The 21037-nt window shown below is 69.6% G+C and carries 16 protein-coding genes; 9 read left to right on the top strand and 7 right to left on the bottom strand.

What is annotated here, in order from left to right; translation table 11 throughout:
- The first annotated feature begins 134 nt into the window (after positions 1-134).
- Positions 135-2927: a preprotein translocase subunit SecA gene (gene secA, locus QE412_RS07490; protein ID WP_307481761.1), complete on the top strand. Its 2793-nt coding sequence runs from the start codon at positions 135-137 to the stop codon at positions 2925-2927.
- Positions 2928-3036: 109 nt separating this feature from the next.
- Positions 3037-4263 (top strand): pyridoxal phosphate-dependent aminotransferase, encoded by a 1227-nt coding sequence (locus QE412_RS07485; protein ID WP_307481757.1) that lies wholly within the window; start codon positions 3037-3039, stop codon positions 4261-4263.
- A gap of 78 nt (positions 4264-4341) precedes the next feature.
- On the opposite strand, the gene QE412_RS07480 is transcribed toward QE412_RS07485, so the two are convergent.
- Positions 4342-4773, bottom strand: coding sequence for an Rv3235 family protein (locus QE412_RS07480; RefSeq protein ID WP_307481754.1), 432 nt, complete (start codon positions 4771-4773; stop codon positions 4342-4344).
- 140 nt (positions 4774-4913) lie between these two features.
- On the bottom strand, positions 4914-5195 hold the full coding sequence (locus QE412_RS07475) for a DNA-binding protein (RefSeq protein WP_307481750.1): 282 nt from the start codon (positions 5193-5195) through the stop codon (positions 4914-4916).
- A 137-nt stretch (positions 5196-5332) separates the two neighbouring features.
- Between QE412_RS07475 and QE412_RS07470 the strand changes: the two genes are divergently transcribed.
- Positions 5333-6829 (top strand): sensor histidine kinase, encoded by a 1497-nt coding sequence (locus QE412_RS07470; protein WP_307481747.1) that lies wholly within the window; start codon positions 5333-5335, stop codon positions 6827-6829.
- Positions 6830-7025: 196 nt separating this feature from the next.
- Here QE412_RS07470 and QE412_RS07465 read toward each other — a convergent pair whose 3' ends face one another.
- Positions 7026-7274 (bottom strand): WhiB family transcriptional regulator, encoded by a 249-nt coding sequence (locus tag QE412_RS07465; RefSeq protein ID WP_013583608.1) that lies wholly within the window; start codon positions 7272-7274, stop codon positions 7026-7028.
- 212 nt (positions 7275-7486) lie between these two features.
- Between QE412_RS07465 and QE412_RS07460 the strand changes: the two genes are divergently transcribed.
- Positions 7487-7867, top strand: a complete 381-nt coding sequence (locus QE412_RS07460) for a histidine kinase (RefSeq protein WP_307481744.1) — start codon at positions 7487-7489, stop codon at positions 7865-7867.
- Between the two features lie 89 nt (positions 7868-7956).
- Here the strand turns inward: QE412_RS07460 and bcp are convergent, their stop codons facing one another.
- From bcp to aroA, 3 genes are read right to left on the bottom strand one after another with little or no spacing between them, the layout of a single operon-like run.
- Complete coding sequence (gene bcp, locus QE412_RS07455; protein ID WP_307481740.1) at positions 7957-8430, bottom strand: thioredoxin-dependent thiol peroxidase; 474 nt, start codon at positions 8428-8430, stop codon at positions 7957-7959.
- Positions 8427-9485, bottom strand: coding sequence for a ribosome small subunit-dependent GTPase A (rsgA, locus tag QE412_RS07450; RefSeq protein WP_307481738.1), 1059 nt, complete (start codon positions 9483-9485; stop codon positions 8427-8429). The genes bcp and rsgA overlap by 4 nt, the downstream gene beginning before the upstream one ends.
- A 3-nt stretch (positions 9486-9488) precedes the next feature.
- Positions 9489-10835, bottom strand: a complete 1347-nt coding sequence (gene aroA, locus QE412_RS07445; RefSeq protein ID WP_307481735.1) for a 3-phosphoshikimate 1-carboxyvinyltransferase — start codon at positions 10833-10835, stop codon at positions 9489-9491.
- 112 nt (positions 10836-10947) lie between these two features.
- Between aroA and QE412_RS07440 the strand changes: the two genes are divergently transcribed.
- From QE412_RS07440 to QE412_RS07420, 5 genes are read left to right on the top strand one after another with little or no spacing between them, the layout of a single operon-like run.
- The gene (locus QE412_RS07440) at positions 10948-11553 is read left to right on the top strand and encodes a sigma-70 family RNA polymerase sigma factor (RefSeq protein ID WP_307487074.1); all 606 of its coding nucleotides are present in this window, start codon (positions 10948-10950) and stop codon (positions 11551-11553) included.
- On the top strand, positions 11550-11804 hold the full coding sequence (locus tag QE412_RS07435) for a zf-HC2 domain-containing protein (RefSeq protein ID WP_307481731.1): 255 nt from the start codon (positions 11550-11552) through the stop codon (positions 11802-11804). The genes QE412_RS07440 and QE412_RS07435 overlap by 4 nt, the downstream gene beginning before the upstream one ends.
- 52 nt (positions 11805-11856) lie before the next feature.
- A complete protein-coding gene (locus tag QE412_RS07430; RefSeq protein WP_307481728.1) occupies positions 11857-13164 on the top strand; it encodes a GNAT family N-acetyltransferase in 1308 nt (435 codons plus the stop codon).
- A 37-nt stretch (positions 13165-13201) separates the two neighbouring features.
- Positions 13202-15718 carry a bifunctional lysylphosphatidylglycerol flippase/synthetase MprF gene (locus tag QE412_RS07425; protein WP_307481724.1) on the top strand — a complete coding sequence of 839 codons (2517 nt, stop codon included), beginning with the start codon at positions 13202-13204 and terminating at the stop codon, positions 15716-15718.
- The gene (locus QE412_RS07420; protein ID WP_307481722.1) at positions 15715-17028 is read left to right on the top strand and encodes an alpha/beta hydrolase; all 1314 of its coding nucleotides are present in this window, start codon (positions 15715-15717) and stop codon (positions 17026-17028) included. The genes QE412_RS07425 and QE412_RS07420 overlap by 4 nt, the downstream gene beginning before the upstream one ends.
- A gap of 174 nt (positions 17029-17202) precedes the next feature.
- Here the strand turns inward: QE412_RS07420 and QE412_RS07415 are convergent, their stop codons facing one another.
- Positions 17203-20871, bottom strand: coding sequence for a multifunctional oxoglutarate decarboxylase/oxoglutarate dehydrogenase thiamine pyrophosphate-binding subunit/dihydrolipoyllysine-residue succinyltransferase subunit (locus QE412_RS07415; RefSeq protein WP_307481719.1), 3669 nt, complete (start codon positions 20869-20871; stop codon positions 17203-17205).
- Positions 20872-21037 lie beyond the last annotated feature (166 nt).

The following is a 21037-nucleotide window of genomic DNA, read 5'->3' as shown; positions in this document are numbered from 1 at the left end:
GGCGCGAGCACCCGCCTGCGGATTGCGGCGGCCTCGCAGGTCACGAACGGGTAACACGGATAACATAGGGCGCGTATGCCTGTTCGCAGGCCGGTGTCCGCGTGGGCATCGCACCCGACAGATGGAGATGCTTCGTGGCCAATCCGCTCGAGAAACTGCTGCGCGCCGGTGAGGGGCGCATCCTCCGCCGCCTGCAGAGCGTGGTCAAGGCCACCGGTGCGCTCGAGGAGGACTACGAGCAGCTCACCGACGACGAGCTGCGCAACGAGACCGTCGAGTTGCGTGCCCGTTTCCAGGCCGGCGAGACGCTCGACCAGCTCATGCCCGAGGCCTTCGCCGCCGTGCGCGAGGCCGCCAAGCGCACCCTCGGCCAGCGTCCCTATGACGTGCAGATCATGGGCGGCGCGGCCCTTCACCTCGGCAACATCGCCGAGATGAAGACCGGTGAGGGCAAGACCCTGACCGCCGCCCTTCCCGCTTACCTCAACGCCATCGCCGGCGAGGGCGTCCACGTCATCACCGTCAACGACTTCCTCGCCAGCTACCAGTCCGAGCTCATGGGTCGCGTGTACCGGGCGCTGGGCATGACCACGGGCACCGTCGTGGCAGGACAGACCCCCGAGGTCCGCCGCGAGCAGTACGAGGCCGACATCAGCTATGGCACGAACAACGAGTTCGGCTTCGACTACCTGCGCGACAACATGGCATGGCGCAAAGAAGACCTCGTGCAGCGCGGGCACTTCTTCGCCATCGTCGACGAGGTCGACTCGATCCTCATCGACGAGGCGCGCACCCCGCTGATCATCTCGGGTCCGGCATCCGGCGAGGCCAACCGTTGGTTCGCCGAGTTCGCCAAGCTCGCGCGCACCCTCGAGGCGGGTGTCGACTACGAGGTCGACGAGAAGAAGCGCACCATCGGTGTGCTCGAACCCGGTATCGAAAAGGTCGAGGACTATCTCGGCATCGACAACCTCTACGAGTCGGCGAACACCCCGCTGATCTCGTTCTTGAACAACTCGATCAAGGCGATGGCGCTGTTCAAGCGCGACACCGACTACGTCGTGATGAACGACGAGGTGATGATCGTCGACGAGCACACCGGTCGTATCCTGGTCGGCCGTCGCTACAACGAGGGCATCCACCAGGCCATCGAGGCCAAGGAGGGGGTGCCGGTCAAGGCCGAGAACCAGACGCTCGCGACCGTCACGCTGCAGAACTACTTCCGCCTGTACGACAAGCTCGCGGGCATGACCGGTACCGCCGAGACCGAGGCGGCCGAGTTCATGTCGACGTACAAGCTCGGCGTCGTGCCCATCCCCACGAACAAGCCCATGATCCGCAAGGACCAGCCCGACCTCGTCTACAAGAACGAGACGGCGAAGTTCGCCCAGGTGGTCGAAGACATCGTCGAGCGCCACGAGAAGGGCCAGCCCGTGCTCGTCGGCACCACGAGCGTCGAGAAGAGCGAGTACCTCTCCCGCCTGCTGGCGAAGAAGGGCGTACGCCACGAGGTGCTCAACGCCAAGAACCACGCACGCGAGGCAGAGATCGTGGCCCGCGCCGGGCGCCTCGCTGCCGTGACCGTCGCCACCAACATGGCCGGCCGCGGAACCGACATCATGCTGGGCGGGAACGCGGAGTTCCTCGCCGTGCAGGAGATGAAGGCGAAGAACCTCGACCCCGTCGAGACGCCCGAGGCCTACGAGGCCGAGTGGGACTCGGTCTACCAGGCCGTGCGCGACACCGTCGCCGAGGAAGCGGCGAAGGTCGTCGAGGCGGGCGGTCTGTACGTGCTCGGCACCGAGCGCCACGAGTCGCGCCGCATCGACAACCAGCTGCGCGGTCGCTCGGGCCGCCAGGGCGACCCCGGCGAGAGCCGGTTCTACCTGTCGCTCACCGACGACCTCATGCGCCTGTTCCAGTCCGGTGCGGCCGAGGCGATCCTCGCCCGCACCAACTTCCCCGACGACGTCGCGATCGAGTCCGGCCTGGTGTCGCGCGCGATCAAGAGCGCGCAGTCGCAGGTCGAGGCCCGCAACGCCGAGATGCGCAAGAACGTCCTCAAGTACGACGACGTGCTCAACCGCCAGCGCGAGGCGATCTACGCCGACCGCCGTCACATGCTCCAGGGCGATGACATCGCCGACCGCGTGCAGCACTTCATCGAAGACGCCATCACCGCCGTGATCGACGACCACACCCGTTCGGGTCACACCGAGTCGTGGGACTTCGACGCCCTGTGGACCGAGCTGAAGACCCTGTACCCCGTCAGCGTCACGATCGACGAGGTCGTGGCCGAGGCCGGTGGCAACAAGGGCCGCATCACGCCGGAGGGCCTCAAGCGCGAGATCATCTCCGATGCCCGCATCGCGTACGAGAACCGCGAGAAGGCGCTCGGCGAGCAGGCGCTGCGGGAGCTCGAGCGTCGTGTCGTGCTGCAGGTGCTCGACCGCCGCTGGCGCGAGCACCTCTACGAGATGGACTACCTGAAAGACGGCATCGGCCTGCGCGCCATGGCCCAGCGCGACCCGCTCATCGAGTACCAGCGCGAGGGATACCAGATGTTCCAGTCGATGATGGGCCAGATCAAGGAGGAGTCGGTCGGCTTCCTCTACAACCTCGAAGTCGAGGTGAAGAAGGTCGAGGGCGAGAGCGCCGAGGTCGAGGCGAAGGGACTGACGGCGGCCCCCGTCGAAACCCAGCGGCTGGAGTACTCCGCCGCGAACGACGCCGGCGAGGTCGAGGTGCGAAACGATCGCGGGCAGGTGCAGCAGGCCGCCACCAACCGCTTGCGGCAGGCGCCGCAGGCGGCTCCGGCGCCCGAGGCTGCACCGCAGGGCCCGCGTGGTGCCTTCGGGCAGCGGACCACGGCGGAGGCTCCCGCACCGGTCAACCGCGCCGACCGTCGCGCTGCCAAGAAGAAGTGATGAACGATGGATGCCGCCCCCGACGTCGGGGTGCGGCATCCATCGTTTATCCGGAGGGTGATCCACACGCTGTGAATTGGCTCGGTGGGGGCGGGGATATCCTGAACCGATGAGCCCGCTGCGCCCCCTCGACCAGTCATCGAAGCTGAAAGACGTCCTCTACGAGATCCGCGGCGAGGCCCTGGTCGAGGCCGATCGGCTCGAGGCCGAGGGGCACTCGATCCTCAAGCTCAACACCGGCAACCCCGCGACCTTCGGTTTCGAGGCGCCGCATCAGATCGTGCGCGACATGATCGCGTCGATCCCGAACGCCCACGGCTACAGCGACAGCCGGGGCATCATGTCGGCCCGCCGCGCCATCGTCTCGCGTTACGAGCAGGAGCCCGGCTTCCCTGACCTCGACCCCGATCACGTGTATCTCGGCAACGGAGTGTCCGAGCTCATCACGATGACCATGCAGGCGTTGCTCGACGAGGGCGACGAGGTGCTGATCCCCGCGCCCGACTATCCGCTGTGGACGGCGATGACCAGCCTCGGCGGCGGGACGCCCGTGCATTACCTCTGCGACGAGCAGCGCGACTGGCAGCCCGACCTCGAGGACATCCGCGCGAAGATCACGCCGCGCACCAAGGCCATCGTCGTCATCAACCCGAACAATCCGACGGGCGCGGTCTACTCGCGCGAGGTGCTCGAGGGGATCGCCGACATCGCGCGCGAGCATTCCCTGCTGCTGCTGGCCGACGAGATCTACGACCGCATCCTCTTCGACGACGCGGTGCACATCCCGATGGCCACCGTCGCCCCCGACCTGCTGTGTCTGACGTTCAACGGCCTGTCGAAGACGTACCGCGTCGCCGGGTACCGCTCGGGGTGGCTCGCGATCACCGGCCCCAAGGAGCACGCCCAGGGATTCCTGCACGGCATCAACCTGCTGGCATCCACGCGTCTGTGCCCCAACGTGCCCGCGCAGTTCGCCGTGCAGGCCGCCCTCTCGGGCGTGCAGTCCATCGACGCGCTCATCGCTCCCTCGGGGCGGCTGCACGAGCAGCGGGATGCCGCCTGGCAGGGTCTCGAGGCGATCCCCGGTGTGTCGTGCGTGCTGCCGCGCGGTGCGCTGTACGCCTTCCCCCGTTTCGACCCCGAGGTGTACGAGATCCCCGACGACGGCAAGTTCGTGCGCGACTTCCTTCTCGCCGAGCACGTGCTGCTCGTTCAGGGCTCGGGCTTCAACTGGCCGGCCACCGACCACGTGCGCATCGTCACGCTGCCCGAGGCGCGTGTCATCGCGGACGCCGTCGAGCGACTCGGGAACTTCCTCTCGACCTGGCGGCCGTAGCCGGCACGCCGGGCGCTGCCGCGGGAACCGTTCGACGCCCTCGGCGACGGAGAGCCGCTGCGCCGTTGCCGTGTGCCGTCATAGCAGGGCCAGCGCCGTGACGCGCCATCGGCCGTCCAGACCCTCGAGGCGGAGGGCGATCGCGCGCGTGCGCACGCGCGCGGCGGCGGTGACCGTGGCCTCGACGATGCCGTCGGCCGGCTCGAACACGTGCACGTTTCGGATCTCGTGCACCTCGCGCAAGGCGGTGATCCGCCGGGCGCTGCGCGCGCGTGCGGCGAGGCTCGCGCGCACCGACAGCGTGCGATAGACGTCTTCCGAGAGCCAGCGGGCGAGCTGCTCGACCTCGCGGACGCCGGAGAGGACTTCGAGAACCCCGCGCACGACGTTCCGCGCGAACGTCTCGGACGGAGGCAGCTCATGGGTCGGAGTCCTCTGCGGACCGAAGAACTCCTCGAGGCGAGCGGCCGAACGGTCGGTCGCCATCACTCGTGTGGTCGCCAGGGTCATGCGTGCCTCCGTCGTGACAGCTGAGGCCAACGAGCGGGGGGTTGTGGCCGACAGTAGGGCAGCGCGAGCTCGCGCCGACAGGGATTCGCCGAGTCTGTGGACGAAAGCGTGCGTGGGTGACGTGTGGAGGGCGGTTGCGATCAGTCGCCGTTACGGATCTCGCCGCGCCCCCAGAGCTCGGGGAAGCTCGCGGCCTGCGACTGGCGCCAGAGTGCCGCCCGGCGAGCCGCCTCGCTCTGATCGTCGAGGTAGACGTCGACGCTGTCGAGGTCGATGTGCCATCTGGGCGGGGATCCGATCTCGATACCCCGGATCAGGCCTTCGTGAACGAGGGCCATGATCTCGTCGACGCCGAGACCCAGGTCGCCGGCGACGCCCTCGACGGGAGCAAACCGGTCGCGGGGTGAGGTCGTCTCGGCCATCCGGTCATTATGTCCCCGTTTCGGAGGGCCCGTGCGTTTCACCCCGAATCGCACCATCCGACCCGCGCCTCGTGCGACGGGGTGCGCCGGAGTGGGCACGCCGCGAGGGTGCCCGACGCGCCGTCTAGGGTGGGAGAGTGTCGACACTCAGTGAACTCGTCTACGCCCAGGGCCGCTCCAGCGAGGCCGATGTCGAGTGGCTGCACCGGCTCGCCGGCGACGGGCAACTGCTCGCCGACCTCGCGTTCGCCGACATCGTCATCTGGGTGCCGACCCCCGACGATTCGTTCATCGCCGTCGCGCACACCCGGCCCGGGGGAGCGGCGACGTTGTTCTACCGCGACATCGTCGGCGACCGCGTGCGGCCCCAGTGGCGTACCCAGGTGCGTGAGGCGTACCAGAGCGGACGCATCGTCGACTCGGCATCCCCCGACTGGTTCGAAGAGACGCCGACGCGCGTGCGCGCGGTGCCGATCGTGCGTGAGCTGTCGCGCGAGGGCGAGGCGGTGACCACGGTCGGCGTGCTGACCCGGCACACCAACCTCGGGGAGACGCGCACCCCCTCGCGTCAGCAGATCACCTTCAACGACTGCGCCGACGACCTGTTCGGCATGATCGCCTCGGCCGAGTTCCCCGATCTGGCCGCGCCCACCGCGCCGCGCCGCGGCGCGCCGCGCGCCTCTGACGGACTCATCCGCCTCGACGTCGACGGCATCACCACCTTCGCCAGCCCCAACGCGCTGTCGGCATTCAACCGCATGGGATTCGACGACGAGCTCGAGGGGGAGTCACTCGCCGAGGTCACCGCCCGCATCCTTCCGGCCAAGCGTCAAGACGTCGACGAGTCGCTCCCGGTCGTGGTGAGCGGGAGGGCACCGTGGCGCGCCGACATGGAGGCGCGGGGCGTGCAGGTATCGCTGCGCACCATTCCACTGCGTGACCGCGGTACTCGCGTCGGGGCGATCGTGCTCAGCCGCGACGTGACCGAGATCCGCCACCAGGAGCAGGAACTCATCACCAAGGACGCGACCATTCGCGAGATTCACCATCGCGTGAAGAACAACCTGCAGACGGTGGCCTCCCTCCTACGCATCCAGGCGCGGCGCACGCACTCCGACGAGGCCCGCGACGCGCTGACGCAGGCGATGCGCCGCGTCTCGGCCATCGCCGTGGTGCACGACACGCTCTCGGAGGGCCTGGCGCAGAACGTCGACTTCGACGACGTCTTCGCCCGGGTGCTCAAGCTCGTCGCCGAGGTCGCCGCGGCGCCCAACACCCGCGCCCGCACCCGCAGCACCGGCAGGTTCGGGACGCTGCCCAGTCAGTTCGCCACGCCGCTCGCCCTCGCCCTCACGGAGCTCGTGACCAACGCCGTCGAACACGGGCTCGCCGGACAAGAGGGCGATGTCGAGATCGCGGCCGAGCGCACGGGGGAGATGCTGGAGGTGAGCGTGCGCGACACCGGTGTCGGACTCCCCGAGGGGCAGGTGGGCCGGGGTCTCGGCACCCAGATCGTGCGCACGCTCATCCAGGGCGAGCTCGGGGGCACGATCGACTGGCACACCCTGATGGGAAGCGGTACCGAGGTGACCATCGAGATCCCGCTGCGCTACATCGGGGGCACGACCGCCTGAGCCGTGGCATCGTCCGAGCTCGACGGCCGTGTGGCGGTCGACGTGCAGGACCTCCGTGATGCGCGTATCTTCCGCGGCCGGGACGAGCCTCCGCACGGAAGTTGTGCGTATCGCCGAGGATACGTGCGGCTCCATCGGGACACGACGAAGCCCGCCCCCGGAGGGACGGGCTTCGTCGTGCGGCGGGTGCCGTGTGTCAGGACGCGCGGCGGGCGCGAGCCGCGCGACGCTTGAGGGCACGGCGCTCGTCTTCGCTCAGGCCACCCCACACGCCCGAGTCCTGGCCGGACTCGAGGGCGTACTGCAGGCAGACCTCGGTGACGGTGCAGCGCGCGCAGACCGACTTGGCCTTCTCGATCTGGTCGACCGCGGGGCCGGTGTTACCGACCGGGAAGAACAGTTCGGGGTCGACGGTCAGGCAGGCTGCTTTGTCGCGCCAATCCATAGGGGTGCTCCTTGTAACAGAAAATGTGGTCGATTCGGCACCGGCTATCGGGTCCGGTACCCTGGTGGGAACGCGAGCGATCGCTCGCCCCACTTCGCTGTGGGAGCACACGGCTTGTTCCATGCTCCCATAGCGATTCCGCCTGATCAAGAGGTAACCGGCAGGTTTCCAGAACGTAACGGCGATCCTGTGCTGCGCGAAAGGCCTTTTCGATGCCCGTTCGTCTGGCGGCCGCGACCTTCCTGGCGCTCGAGGGCCTCGGCATCCTGGCCCTCGCCGGATGGCAGATCGTCGCCCTGCTCGGTGGCGACACCGACTCCGCGGTCAGCTCCATCGCGCTGATCGTGCTCACCGTGATCGGCGCCGCGATCGTCGGCGCGTTCGCCGTGGCCACCGCGCGCGACGTGTCGGCGGGTCGATCGGGGGGCATCGTCACGCAGCTGCTCATCCTGTCGGTGGCGATCGGCGCGGTGACGGGGGAGTGGGCCGCGCCCGGCCTCGCGGCGCTGATCGCCACCCCCGCGGTCGTCGTGCTCGTGCTGCTCGTGCTGGCGGTGCGCGCGGCAGCGCCGCGCCCTCGCGACGACGACTGACGCCCGAGCGCCCACGACAGCGCCGATACCCCCGCCGACGCGAAGACCCCGCCGCCGCGGATCGCGGGGCGGGGTCGTGGCATCCGATGTCAGGCGGTGGCGAGACCGAGGGTCTTGCGCAGACGGGCGACGTGCCCGGTCGCCTTGACGTTGTAGAGCGCCTCGACGATGTCGCCCTCTTCGTCGACCACGAAAGTCGAACGCAGCACGCCGGTGATCGTCTTGCCGTAGTTCTGCTTCTCGCCCCACGCGCCGTACGCCTCGTGCACGGCGTGATCGGGGTCGCTCAGCAGCGGGAAGGTGAGCCCGTCGCTGTCGCGGAAGGCACGCAGCTTCTCGGGCAGATCGCGCGAGATGCCCAGCACGGTGTACCCGGCACCCTGCAGCGAGGCGAGGCTGTCGCGGAAGTCGCACGCCTGGGTGGTGCATCCCGGTGTCTGGGCTGCCGGGTAGAAGTACAGGATCACGCGGCGTCCGCGGAAATCGCTCAGCGAGACGGGGTGCTCGTCCTGGTCCAACAGGGTGAATTCGGGCGCAGTATCGCCCTTTTCGAGATTCGTCACCCCTCCAGCCTAGAACGCTGGATGGTCTCGAACGTGGTCAACAGTCGATGCAGGGAGTCCAGGCGCGCCGCGGCGCCCGGCCCGAGGCGCCCGGATGCCACGGCTTCGGCGATCGCGCAGTCCGGCGCATCGGGCAGGTGGGTGCACCCGCGGGGACAGTTCTCGGCGACCTCGGCGAGGTCGGTGAAGGCGCCGAGCACGTGCGCCGGGTCGACGTGGCCGAGGCCGAACGAGCGGACACCCGGCGTATCGATGACCCACCCCGTGCCGGCCGGACCCCGATAGCGCAGCGACACCGCCGACGACGAGGTGTGACGGCCGCGACCGGTCACGGTGTTGACGTGCCCGGTGGCACGCTCCGACCCGGTCAGCGCGTTGACGAGCGTCGACTTGCCGACGCCGGAGTGCCCGACGAAGACCGTGGAGTGTCCCGCGATGGCCTCGCCGATGGCATCCAGGGGCATCTCGTCACGCGCACTGGTGAACACGCGCAGATCGATCCCGGCGAAGTGCGACAGGAACTCGCTCGGGTCGGCCAGATCGGTCTTCGTCACCACCAGCAGGGGACGGATGCCGGCATCCAGCGCCGCGACGAGATAGCGGTCGACGAGGCGTTCGCGGGGCTCCGGGTCGGCCGCCGCGACGACGATGAGCATCTGGTCGGCGTTGGCGACGATGACGCGCTCCACCTGGTCGGTGTCGTCGGCGCTGCGGCGCAGGAGCGAGGTGCGCTCCTCGATACCGACGATGCGGCTCAGCGTCCCTTCGTCGCCCGAGAGGTCGCCGACCACGCGCGCCCGGTCGCCGTTGACGATCGGCTGCTTGCGCAACTCGCGGGCCCGCGTGGCGAGAACGCGACGTTCGTCGGGGCCGTCTTCGTCGACGAGCACCGTGTAGCGGCCGCGGTCGACGCCGAGCACGCGGGCGATGCGCGCGTCGGCATGGGCGGGGCGGCGCTTGGTGCGCGGACGGTTGGCCTTGGGGTTGGGTCGTACCCGGATCGACGACTCGTCGTAGTCGAGGTCGTCGTCGCCGTCGTCGTCGAGCCAGCTCACGCGTCAGCCCACGGCATCCGTCGCATCCAGACCGAGCATCGCGCGCCACAGCGCGGCGAACTGGGGGAGCGTCTTGGCGGTCGTGCCGATGTCGTCGATCTCGACGTCGGGCACCCGCAGGCCGATGAGCGCGCCCGTGGTGGCGAGGCGGTGGTCGTGGTGCGCCTTCCACTCGCCGCCGCGCAGGGGCTGGGGCACGATGCGGATCCCGTCTTCGAGCTCGTGCGCCTCGCCGCCGAGCGAGCGGAGGTTGCCGACCAGGGCGGCGATGCGGTCGGTCTCGTGTCCGCGGATGTGCCCGATGCCGTGCAGCGTGGTGGGGCCGTCCGCGAAGGCGGCGAGGCCGAACAGGGTCGGCGCGAGCTCGCCCGCCGCCGTCAGGTCGAGCTCGACGCCGCTGATGCCCTCACCCGCCGAGACGGTGAGCGCCCCCGCACGTCGGCTGACGCGCGCGCCCATCTCGGTCAGGATGTCGCCCAGCAGCGCGCCCGGCTGCGTGCTGTGCAGCGGCCAGCCCGTGACGGTGACCGAGCCGCCCGTGACCATGGCCGCCGCCAGGAAGGGCGCCGCGTTGGAGAGGTCGGGCTCGATCGCGACGTCTTTCGCGCGGACGGGGCCGGCCGGCACGATCCATTCGCCGGGGCTGGGGCGTTCGACGTGGATGCCGCGATGGGCGAGCGCCTCGACGGTCATGTCGATGTGCGGGATGCTCGGCAGACGGGAGCCGATGTGTCGCAGGCGCAGACCCACGTCGAAACGCGGGGCGGCCATCAGCAGACCCGAGACGAACTGACTGGACTGGCTGGCGTCGATCTCGACCTCGCCGCCGCGCACGTGTCCGTGACCGCGCACCGTGAAGGGCAGGGCCCAGTGCCCGCCGTCGTCGATGTCGACGCCGACGTCGCGCAGCGCCTTGATCATCGCGCCCATGGGTCGGTGCAACGCGCTCTCGTGGGCCGTGACGTCGACATCGCCGCGCGCGAGCCCCGCGAGAGGCGCGACGAAGCGCATGACGGTGCCCGCCTGGCCGCAGTCGACGGTGGATGCGCCCGCGAACGACGCGGGTGGGGTGACGAGCAGGTCGGGTCCGAAGGGCGAGTCGGTGTCGATCTCGTCGATGCCCACGCCGAGGGCGCGCAGGGAGTCGATCATGCGCGCGGAGTCGTCGGAGTGCAGCGGCGCGTGGAGCGTGCCCGGCCCGTCGGCGATGGCCGCCAGGACGAGTTCGCGATTGGTCAGGGACTTCGATCCGGGCACCGTGACCGTGGCATCCACGGGGCCGGTGGCGACGGGCGCGTCCCACGCACCGCGGGGAGTGGCGGCTGAAGGGGAATACCCGAGGGGAGTCATGGGTTCTAAGCGTACTGAAAGGGGACGACACGTGACCGCACTTCTCGAGCGCGATGGGATCGCCGAGGCCACCCCGGTGACCCTCGCGATGCCCGACGTAGACTGGCGCGCAATGGACGACACGGCGAAGGCGGGCCCGCTCGAGGTGGAGCCCCGCGCACAGTTCGAAGAGCAGGCGCTGCCCTTCATGGACCAGCTCTATGCCGCGGCGATGCGGATGACCCGCAACCCCGCCGACGCGGCCGACCTCGTTCAGGAGACCTTCGTGAAGGCCTTCGGGTCGTGGGCGTCGTTCACACAGGGGACCAACCTCAAAGCGTGGCTGTACCGCATCCTCACCAACACGTACATCAACACGTACCGAAAGAAGCAGCGCGAGCCCTACCAGAGCGCCATCGACGATCTGGAGGACTGGCAGCTCGGCGGTGCCGAGTCGACCACCGCGAGCAGTGCCCGCTCCGCCGAGGCCGAGGCGATCGACCACATGCCGGCATCCGTGGTCAAAGACGCGTTGCAGTCGATCCCCGAGGATTTCCGGATGGCGGTGTACCTCGCCGACGTCGAGGGCTTCGCCTATCAGGAGATCGCCGACATCATGAAGACCCCGATCGGCACGGTCATGAGCCGCCTGCACCGCGGCCGGCGGCTGCTGCGCGACCTGCTGTCGGACTACGCCAGAGAGCGCGGCATCCAGGCCGCCACGGGAGAGAAGAAATGAGCGACTGCGGCTGCGACAAGGCCCGACGAGACCTGGAGGAGTACCTCCGCAACGAGGTCTGCAAGACCGAGGCGAGCGACATCCGAGAGCACCTCGAGAACTGCCCCGGATGCCAGGACGAGGCCCTCGTGGCCCGGACCCTCACCGAGGTCGTCGCGCGCGCGTGCAAAGAAACAGCTCCGGACGAACTCCGCGACCAGGTACTCTCGCGCCTGCGGGCGGTCCAGGCCACGCACGGACTCCCGGCGTAACCCGAGGGCACCCCGGCGCGCGGGTGTCGGTGGTCGTCCATAGGCTGGGGGCATGGCGATCATCGACACGCTCTCCCTTCCCGCGGATGCCGAGTCCGCGGCGATCCTGTCCGCATCCGGTCTCGACTACGAACGCGTCGACGCCGACGGTGAGGGCTTCGTGGCGTTCCTGCGCTCCGTGTCCCGGGGATTCCTCGGCGAGGAGCCGTCGGCGGACGAGGTCGAGAGCGCGCGGCGCGCCCTTCGCTCGCGCCGCCTCATCGGCGTGTTCGACCGCGCCGGTGTCGAACCCGACGCCCCGGTCGCCACGGTCGACTCCTGGCCCAGCGAACTCACCGTCTCGCCGGGCCGCGTCGCGCCGCTGTACGCGATCAGCGCGGTGACCGTCGCCCCCACCCATCGTCGGCGCGGCATCGCACGCGCCATGCTGACCGGCGAGCTGCGCACCGCTGCCGCGGCCGGATACGCCATCGCGGGTCTGACCGTGACCGAGGCGACCATTTACGGGCGCTGGGGCTTCTCGCCCGCCGCCTGGGCCAGTGACGTCGTCGTCGATACCCGGCGGGCGCACTGGATCGGCCCGGTCGCCCCGGGTCGGCTCGACTTCGTCCCGCGCGAGAGCCTGCCCGAGCGTGTGAGCGCGGTGCACGAGCGCATCCGCACACAGCGCCCGGGCTCGGTTCCCGGGTGGGAGGGGCGCTGGCGCGGCGTGGCGGGGCTCACTCCCGATGAGAAGGACGGCCGGAAAGTCCGCGCGGTGGCCTACCGCGACCTCGACGGTGTCGAACGCGGAATCCTGGTCTACACGCTCGACGAGGGCTCGGGCGACGACTACACGTCGCATCGACTCGACATCCGCGCCCTGTTCGCCGACGGCGACGAGGCTTCGGCGGCGCTGTGGCGATTCGCCATCGAGCATGACCTTGTCGCGCGGGTGAAGGCCACGCTGCAGCCGACGGTGCCGCCCGTGCAGTGGATGGTGTCCGACCGCCGTGCCGTCACGGCGACGCTCACCGACCACCACTGGCTGCGCGTGCTCGATGTGGCGGGCGCGTTGACCTCGCGCCGGTACGCGGCCCCTCTCGACGTCGTGCTGCGTGTCGACGACCCGCTCGGCTTCGCCGCGGGAACGTGGGCGGTTCGTGTCGACGATTCCGGCGAGGCGACGGTCGAGGCGGCCGATGAGGGCCGCGTCGACGTCGAGGTGACCGTGGCGGCGCTGGGATCCCTGCTGCTGGGGGGAGTTCGCGCCACGGAGCTGGCAGCCTCTGGGGCCGTCAGCGGCGCCCACGACGACCTGGCAGCCCTCGACACAGCGTTCGCCGCCGCCGCGACTCCGTTGCTCGACATCTGGTACTGACCTCGCGCCCATAGCCTTCTCTTCTAGACTCCCGCCGATGTCTGAAGCGTTCCCTCCGCCTTCGAGCGCGCCCTCACGCATGCGCCTGCGCGCCCGCGCCCTCACCGCCGTCGCCCGGCGCTACGTGCGGGCGAACCCGGTCTCGCTGTGTGTCGTGGTCGCCGTGCTGGCGGCCGCGGCCGCGACCGGATCGCTCTGGGGCGAAGACGCTCGCGCGTGGGGCGCCGGCCCGCTCGCGACCTTCTCCAGCGGACGGTGGTGGACACTGATCACGGCCCTGGTGGTACCCGATTCGACGGTCGATGCCGCGTCGTCGGTGCTGCTCGCGCTGACGGTGCTGGCCTATGCGGAGCGGCTGCTCGGTTCCCGTCGGACCGGCGTGCTCCTGGGGGTCCTGGGCGTGAGTGGCCTCGTCGTGGGGATCGGCTTCCACGCCGCGGCGTGGACGCTGAGCGATCTGCGGCCCGTGGTCGCCGCCGAGGTGCCGGTGCTCGACCCCACGACGCCCATCGCGGGCGTGGTCATGGCCGCGTCCGCCTTCGCGCCGGTGCTGTGGCGACGACGGCTGCGCCTGGTCGGTTTCGCGCTCCTGGCGCTGTTCGCCCTGTACGCCGGCGACGCCGACTCGTGGTACCGCCTGAGCACCGCGGTGATCGGCCTCGTCGTCGGTGGCGTGCTCGCGCGCGGCCGTGAGCATCGCTCGTGGCATCGCAGCTCCACCCGCGAGACCCGGACGCTGCTCGCCCTGTTGGTCGCGGTGGTCGGCAGCGGTCCTCTCGTCGCGCTCGTCAGCGGGGGCGGGCGCGGCCCGCTCTCGCTCGTCGTCGATGCCTACACGCAGTATGACGACGAGCTGCTCGGGCGCTGCAGCAAGGTCGCCGAGACGGTGTGCGACGAGCAGATCGCCCTGCTGATGACGCGCGGCGCCGGCCCGGCGCTGCTGGCCGTCGTGCCGCTGGTGCTGCTCCTGGTAGCTGCGTGGGGCCTGCGTCAGGGCCGTCGCTCGGCCTGGATCCTCGCGGAGCTCGTGCTCGTGGCATCCGCGGTGCTGCCGGTGGTCTCGCTCCTCGATGGTCGCCTGCAGATCGACCCCTGGGTCGACGGCAGCGGCGCGGAGTACGTGCTGTGGGCTCTGGCCACCGTGGTCGTTCCCCTGGCGCTGGCGGGGGCGCTGTTCGTCGCGCGCGCGCGATTCTCTCTGCGTGCGCGGCGCACCGCGGCGCGAATCGCGGCCCTCGTGATCGGCGCGGCGTTGCTCGTATGCGCCGCGGGGCTGTTCGCGGTCGAGGAGATCGGACGTCGCTCGTTCAACCGTGAGCTGTCGGTGCTGGAACTGGCCGGGCTGACGCTGCGGCGGTTTCTCCCGCCGTCATTCACCCATACGGGTGGTTCGACCGCCTTCCCGCACCACGGTCCGGCCCTGTTCGCCTACCAGTGGTTCGGGGTCGTGTTCTGGATCATCGTCATCGCGACGATCCTCTGGCTGTACCGCCGGGTCCGCCGGCCCGACGCCTCCGATCAGAACCACTACCGGGAGCTCCTCCGACGCGGGAGCGACACCCTGGGTTTCTTGGGAACGTGGGAGGGCAATCGCCACTGGTACTCCGACGACCGGGAGTGCGCCGTGGCCTATCGGCTCACCGGAGACGTCGCCCTGGCCGTCGCCGATCCGCTCGCGCCCGCGGGGCGCCGGAGGGAGGCGCTCCGCGGTTTCGCCGACTTCTGCGTCGAGTACGGGTGGATCCCCGCCTTCTACAGCGTGCACAGTGACACCCTCGACGACCTCGTCGAGTGGGGATGGCACCACGTTCCGGTCGGCGTCGAGACCGTCATGGACCTGCCCGGCCTCACTTTCGCGGGCAAGAGCTGGCAGAAGGTACGCCAGCCCCTCGCGCGGGCCGAGCGAGAGGGGTACACCGCGGTGTGGACCCACTGGCACGAGCTCACCGTCGCGCAGGCCGCGCAGGTGATCGCCATCGACGAGGAATGGGTCGCCGATCGGGCACTGCCCGAGATGGGATTCACCCTGGGCTCGCTCGACGAACTGCGCGACCGCGACGTGCGCCTTCTGCTCGCCGTCGATGCGAACGGTCGCATCGAGGCCGTGACCAGTTGGATGCCGAGTTGGACCGACGGCACGGTCACGGGATGGACCCTCGACTTCATGCGTCGGCGCACGAACGGCCCGAACGGCATGATGGAGTTCCTCATCGCCAAGGCCGCGCTGCAGCTGCAGGATGAGGGCGCCACGGTGCTCAGCCTGTCGGGCGCCCCGCTCGCCGACGACCCCGACGGCCCCGCCGACGGTGACCCCGCCCCCCTCCGGGCGGTGTTGCGCTGGTTGGCTGAGGTGCTCGAACCCGCGTACGGGTTCGCCTCGCTCTTTCGCTTCAAGGGCAAGTTCCGTCCCCGCTATCGGCCGCTGGCGCTGGCGTACCGCGATCCGCTCCAGCTCCCGGCAATCGGAGCCGCCGTCGGACGCGCCTACCTGCCCGGCGCTTCGCGGCATGAGATGGTCGCTTTGGCGAAGAGTGCGTGGGAGGGCCGCCGATGAATCGTTTTGTCCTGTCTTTCGAGCTGATCGACAGTCCGGTCTTGGTCGTCTGCGCGGTCGTCGGCGCGCTCGGTGCGCTCGCCGTCATCGTCTGGGCGCCGCGTCGTCTCATCCTTACGCTCGCGGTCGGTGCGGCCGCCGGCGTGGTGATGTTCATCGCCACGAGGATCCTCGAGGGCATGGACATGTTCCAGGGTCCGCTGCCCTCCGGAGCGATCTGGTGGGGAGCGGGGGCGGCGGCGGCCGCCGCCGTCGGCGTGGTCGGCATCTGCCGTCGTCCGTGGCTGCGACGCGTGTTCGGCATCCTCACGGTCATCGCGAGCCTTCTCGCGGGAGCGCTCGGTGTGAACGCGGCGTACGGGGTGACGCACAACCTCGCGGCGATCCTGGGCGTGCAGGCTCTCGACCCCGCGGTCCTCCCGCAGCAGGATGTGTCGACCGATGCCTCGACGGCCGATCCCGCGACGCTGTACGAGCGGTGGGACCCGCCGGCCGACATGCCGGCCAAGGGCTCGGTGACCGCCCTGACGGGCTCCACCCAGATCCCGACGGGGCAGTATGCGGCGCGCGACGCGTCGTTGTACCTTCCCCCCGCGGCTCAGGTGGCGAATCCGCCGGCCCTACCGTTCCTGGTCTTCATGATGGGCCAGCCGGGGTCGCCCGACCCGACCGCGCTGGCGAAGTCCCTCGACGCGTTCGCCGCGAAGAACAAGGGGCTCGCGCCCATCGCCGTCGTCGTCGATCAGCTCACGGCCCCCGAACGCGACCCGGCCTGCGTCGACTCGGCGAAGTTCGGCGCCGTCTCCACCTACATCAACCAACTCGTGCCCCAGTGGGCCGAAGCCAACCTCAACATCGTCAAGGACCACCGCTACTGGGTCATCGGCGGGTTCTCGAACGGGGGCGCCTGTGCGGCGCAGTACGGGGCGAAGTACCCCGACACCTGGGGGCAGATGCTCGACATCATGGGCAATGAGTTCCCGGGGTCGGAGCACCCCGCGCAAACGGTGGACGACGCTTTCGCGGGCGACGCCGCCGCGTTCGAGGCGAGCAAGCCCGCCGTGATCATGGCGGCGGCCGCACCCGGGGCGTACGCCGGGCACCTGGCGATCTTCACGTGGGGAAGCGAAGACACCACCTTCGGCCCCGGACAGTTGGCGAACTCCAAGGTCGCTCAGACCGCGGGCTTCACGGCGCTGACGCACGTCGTCGAGGGCGCCGGTCACACCGGTGAGGCGCTCGACGGAAGCCTGGCGTTCGCGATCCCCGCCCTGGCCCCCGTGCTCGGACTGACCGCCCCCGCATCCTGACCCGGTGCCGCACCCGCGCGGCGCGTTCGGGGCGTCGCGAGCCCCGGCTGCCTCGCGGGTGTCGGCGCGTGTCCGCCCGCCGCCCGCCGCGGCGCTTCGTCGGCATGCCGTCGTGCGTGGAATGACGACAGGGCCCGGTCGAGCGAACTCGACCGGGCCCTTGTCGTGACGGGATCAGCGCGCGAGTGCAGCTTTCATGATCGCGGCGTGCTCGTTCGCGTGCACCTTGGGCGAACCGGTGGCCGTCGACGCGGCCGCGGCGCGCGAGATGAGCCGAATCGGGCGTCCACGGAGCTGGTCGGCGACCTCGAGGGCGATGAAGGGCCAGGCCCCCTGGTTCTCGGGCTCGTCCTGCACCCACACCAGCTCGGCGTCCGGGTACTGCCCCAGCACGCGGGTGAGTTCCTCGATGGGCGCGGGGTAGTACTGCTCCAGGCGCACGAGAGCGATCTCGGGGTTCGGGTTCTTGTCGAGCTCGGCCCGAAGATCCCAGTGGATCTTTCCGGCGTGCAGCAGGACGCGCTTCACGGCAGCCTTGTCGACCCCGCGGTTGTCGTCGAGCACGGGCTCGAAGCGCCCCTCGAGGAAGTCTTCGACCGGGCTGGTGGCACCGCGCAGCCGCAACATGGCCTTCGGGGTGAAGACGATGAGCGGACGACGGGGTCGCTGGTAGGCCTGACGGCGCAGCAGGTGGAAGTACGACGCGGGCGTCGACGGGCGCGCCACGATCATGTTGTCCTGCGCGCACATCTGCAGGTAGCGCTCGATCCGGGCCGACGAGTGGTCGGGGCCCTGACCCTCGTAGCCGTGGGGGAGCAGCAGCACGACGCTCGACTGCTGCGCCCACTTCTGGTCGGCCGACGAGATGAACTCGTCGATGACCGACTGTGCGCCGTTGGCGAAGTCGCCGAACTGGGCTTCCCACAGCACGAGGGCGTCGGCGCGTTCCACCGAGTAGCCGTATTCGAAGGCCATCGCCGCGTACTCGCTGAGCAGCGAGTCGTAGACCCAGAAGCGTCCCTGGTTCTCGCTGAGGTTGGCCAGCGGCAGCCATTCCTGGCCGTTGTCACGGTCGTGCAGCACCGAGTGGCGCTGTACGAAGGTGCCGCGGCGCGAGTCCTGTCCGGCGAGGCGGACGGGCGTGCCCTCCATCAGCACGGAGCCGAAGGCGAGCAGCTCGCCGAAGGCCCAGTCGATGTTGCCGTTGCGGCTCATGTCGAGTCGCTTCTCGAGAAGCTGCTGCAGCTTGTTGTGGACCGTGAAGCCGTCGGGCTTGTTCACGAACGCGTCGCCGATGTGCTGGACGACCTCGCGGGAGACACCGGTGGTCTCGGGAGCGCCGCTGACCGGTTCGTCGGCGGCGTCGGTCGCGACGACGGGGTTGGTGCCCGTCTCCGCCTCGTGCGTGTCGGCGAACGCGACTTCGAGACGGTTCTGGAAGTCCTGCTTGGCCTGTTCGTACTCGTCTTCGGTGATGTCGCCGCGACCGACGAGCGACTCGGTGTAGAGCCGGCGCACCGAGCGCTTCGCCTCGATGAGGTTCGTCATGAGCGGCTGCGTCATCGAGGGGTCGTCGCCCTCGTTGTGTCCGCGACGGCGGTAGCAGACGAGGTCGATGACGATGTCGCGGTGGAACTCCTCGCGGTAGAGGAACGCCAGCTCCGCGGCGCGGACGACCGCCTCGGGGTCGTCGCCGTTGACGTGCAGGATCGGCGCCTGGATCGTCTTGGCCACGTCGGTGGCGTACACCGAGGTGCGGGCATCGGTCGGGGTGGTGGTGAAGCCGACCTGGTTGTTGACGACCACGTGGATCGTGCCGCCCGTTCGGTAGCCGCGCAACTGCGACATCTGCAGCGTCTCGACGACCACTCCCTGGCCGGCGAACGCGGCGTCGCCGTGTACGAGGATGGGCAGCCACGAGAACGTGCCGATGGGCTTGCGGTCCTGCTTGGCGCGGACGATGCCCTCGAGCACGCCGTCGACGGTCTCGAGGTGCGAGGGGTTGGCCGCGAGGTAGACGGGCAGTTCATCGCCCTCGTCGCCCACGAAGGTGCCCTCGGTGCCGAGGTGGTACTTCACGTCGCCCGAGCCGCGCTTGCTGCCGATGGCGACCGCGCCCTCGAACTCGCGGAACACCTGACCGTAGGTCTTGCCGGCGATGTTGGTGAGCACGTTGAGACGGCCGCGGTGCGCCATACCGATGGCGGCGCCGTCGAGGCCCTTCGATGCGGCACCCTGCAGGATCTGGTCGAGCAGGGGGATGAGCGACTCGCCGCCCTCGAGGCTGAAGCGCTTCTGGCCGACGTACTTGGTCTGCAGGAACGTCTCGAAGGCCTCGGCCTGGTTGAGCTTCGACAGGATGCGCAGCTGCTCGTCGTGGCCCGGCTTGATGTACTTGACCTCGATGTTGGACTGGAACCACCGGCGCTGCGCGGGGTCCTGGATGTGCATGTACTCCACGCCCATCGTGCGGCAGTACGAGTCGCGCAGCACACCGAGGATGTCGCGGAGCTTGGCGACGCGCTTGCCGCCGAGGCCACCCGTGACGAACTCGCGGTCGAGGTCCCAGAACGTGAGGCCGTGCGACTCGATCTCGAGGTCGGGGTGCGTGCGCTGGACGTACTCGAGGGGGTCGATGTCGGCCATGAGGTGGCCGCGCACGCGGTACGAGTTGATGAGCTCCTGCACGCGGGCGCTCTTGTCGATGCGCTCGGAGAGGTCGACGCTGATGTCGGCGGCCCAGTGGATGGGCGCGTACGGGATGCGCAGCGCCGCGAAGATGTCCTCGTAGAAGTCGCGCTGGCCGATCAGCAGCTCGTGCACCTTCTTCAAGAACTCGCCGGAGCCGGCACCCTGGATGACGCGGTGGTCGTACGTGCTGGTGAGCGTGATGGTCTTGCCGATCGCGAACTCGTTCAGCGTCTTCTCGCTGGCACCCTGGAACTCGGCGGGGTAGTCGAGGGCCCCGGCGCCGATGATCGCGCCCTGGCCGCGCATGAGGCGGGGGACCGAGTGCACGGTGCCGATGCCACCCGGGTTGGTGAGGGAGACGGTGGTGCCCTGGAAGTCGGCCGGCGTCAGCTTGTTCCCGCGCGCACGGCGGACGAGGTCTTCGTACGAGGCGAGGAACTCCCCGAAGGTCAGGGTGTCGGCCCGCTTGATGCTGGGCACGAGCAGGGCGCGCGAGCCGTCGGGCTTGGGCATGTCGATCGCGATGCCCAGGTTGACGTGCGCGGGGGCCACGACCGAGGGCTTGCCGTCGATCTCGGCGTAGTAGACGTTCTGGCTCGGGAATTCTTTGAGCGCCTGGATGAGCGCCCATCCGATCAGGTGGGTGAAGCTCACCTTGCCGCCGCGGGTGCGCGCCATGTGGTTGTTGATGACGATGCGGTTGTCGATCATCAGCTTCGCCGGCACCGTGCGCACGCTCGTGGCGGTGGGGACGGTGAGCGAGTCGTCCATATTGGATGCCAGGGCCTTAGGCATCCCCTTCAGCACCGTCACGCGGTCTTCTTCGGTGCTCTCTGCGGCAGCCGACGGGGCGTGCGTGGGCGCCTGCGCCGGAATCGGCTGCGGCTTGGCGGGCTTCGTCGTCGTGCGGGCGACGGGGGCCTGCCCGACGATGGGGATGGGCGCGGTGACCGGCTTGGGCTCGGACGGCGGGGGAGCGGCGGCTCCGGCCCCGTCGACGACCGGGTGGTACGCCTCCAGGATCGGCCACCAGGCCTTGTCTACGGAGTGCTTGTCGACTTTGAACTGTTCGTAGAGTTCGTCTACGAGCCATTCGTTCGCGCCGAACTCGCCCTCGCTCGAAGTACCGACGCCCGTCACCTGGCTCGACACAGTCGATCGCCTGCTTTCCTCGATGAAGATTCCTGTGGATGCGCGGACATCACCGTGCACGCGCACCTTCCAGCCTAGCCGAGGTTCCTGCGCGCTCTCCGAGGTCTTCGCATTCCGCCGACGGCGTCGACCGACGGTGTCGAGCCGCTGTCGGGGATTCACATGG

The sequence above is a fragment of the Microbacterium trichothecenolyticum genome, assembly GCF_030818955.1.
GTDB classification, from domain to species: Bacteria; Actinomycetota; Actinomycetes; order Actinomycetales; family Microbacteriaceae; genus Microbacterium; species Microbacterium trichothecenolyticum_B.
The sequence above is the reverse complement of the archived record's forward strand: the minus strand, read 5'-3'. Positions and strand labels throughout refer to the sequence as shown.

Coding starts and splice junctions, on each gene's coding strand:
- aroA (WP_307481735.1), bottom strand. CDS start 10,835: ATGACTCCCCTCGGGTATTCCCCTTCAGCCGCCACTCCCCGCGGTGCG.
- QE412_RS07425 (WP_307481724.1), top strand. CDS start 13,202: ATGTCTGAAGCGTTCCCTCCGCCTTCGAGCGCGCCCTCACGCATGCGC.
- QE412_RS07465 (WP_013583608.1), bottom strand. CDS start 7,274: ATGGATTGGCGCGACAAAGCAGCCTGCCTGACCGTCGACCCCGAACTG.
- QE412_RS07460 (WP_307481744.1), top strand. CDS start 7,487: ATGCCCGTTCGTCTGGCGGCCGCGACCTTCCTGGCGCTCGAGGGCCTC.
- QE412_RS07430 (WP_307481728.1), top strand. CDS start 11,857: ATGGCGATCATCGACACGCTCTCCCTTCCCGCGGATGCCGAGTCCGCG.
- QE412_RS07435 (WP_307481731.1), top strand. CDS start 11,550: ATGAGCGACTGCGGCTGCGACAAGGCCCGACGAGACCTGGAGGAGTAC.
- QE412_RS07420 (WP_307481722.1), top strand. CDS start 15,715: ATGAATCGTTTTGTCCTGTCTTTCGAGCTGATCGACAGTCCGGTCTTG.
- QE412_RS07440 (WP_307487074.1), top strand. CDS start 10,948: ATGGACGACACGGCGAAGGCGGGCCCGCTCGAGGTGGAGCCCCGCGCA.
- QE412_RS07475 (WP_307481750.1), bottom strand. CDS start 5,195: ATGGCCGAGACGACCTCACCCCGCGACCGGTTTGCTCCCGTCGAGGGC.
- QE412_RS07480 (WP_307481754.1), bottom strand. CDS start 4,773: ATGACCCTGGCGACCACACGAGTGATGGCGACCGACCGTTCGGCCGCT.
- QE412_RS07485 (WP_307481757.1), top strand. CDS start 3,037: ATGAGCCCGCTGCGCCCCCTCGACCAGTCATCGAAGCTGAAAGACGTC.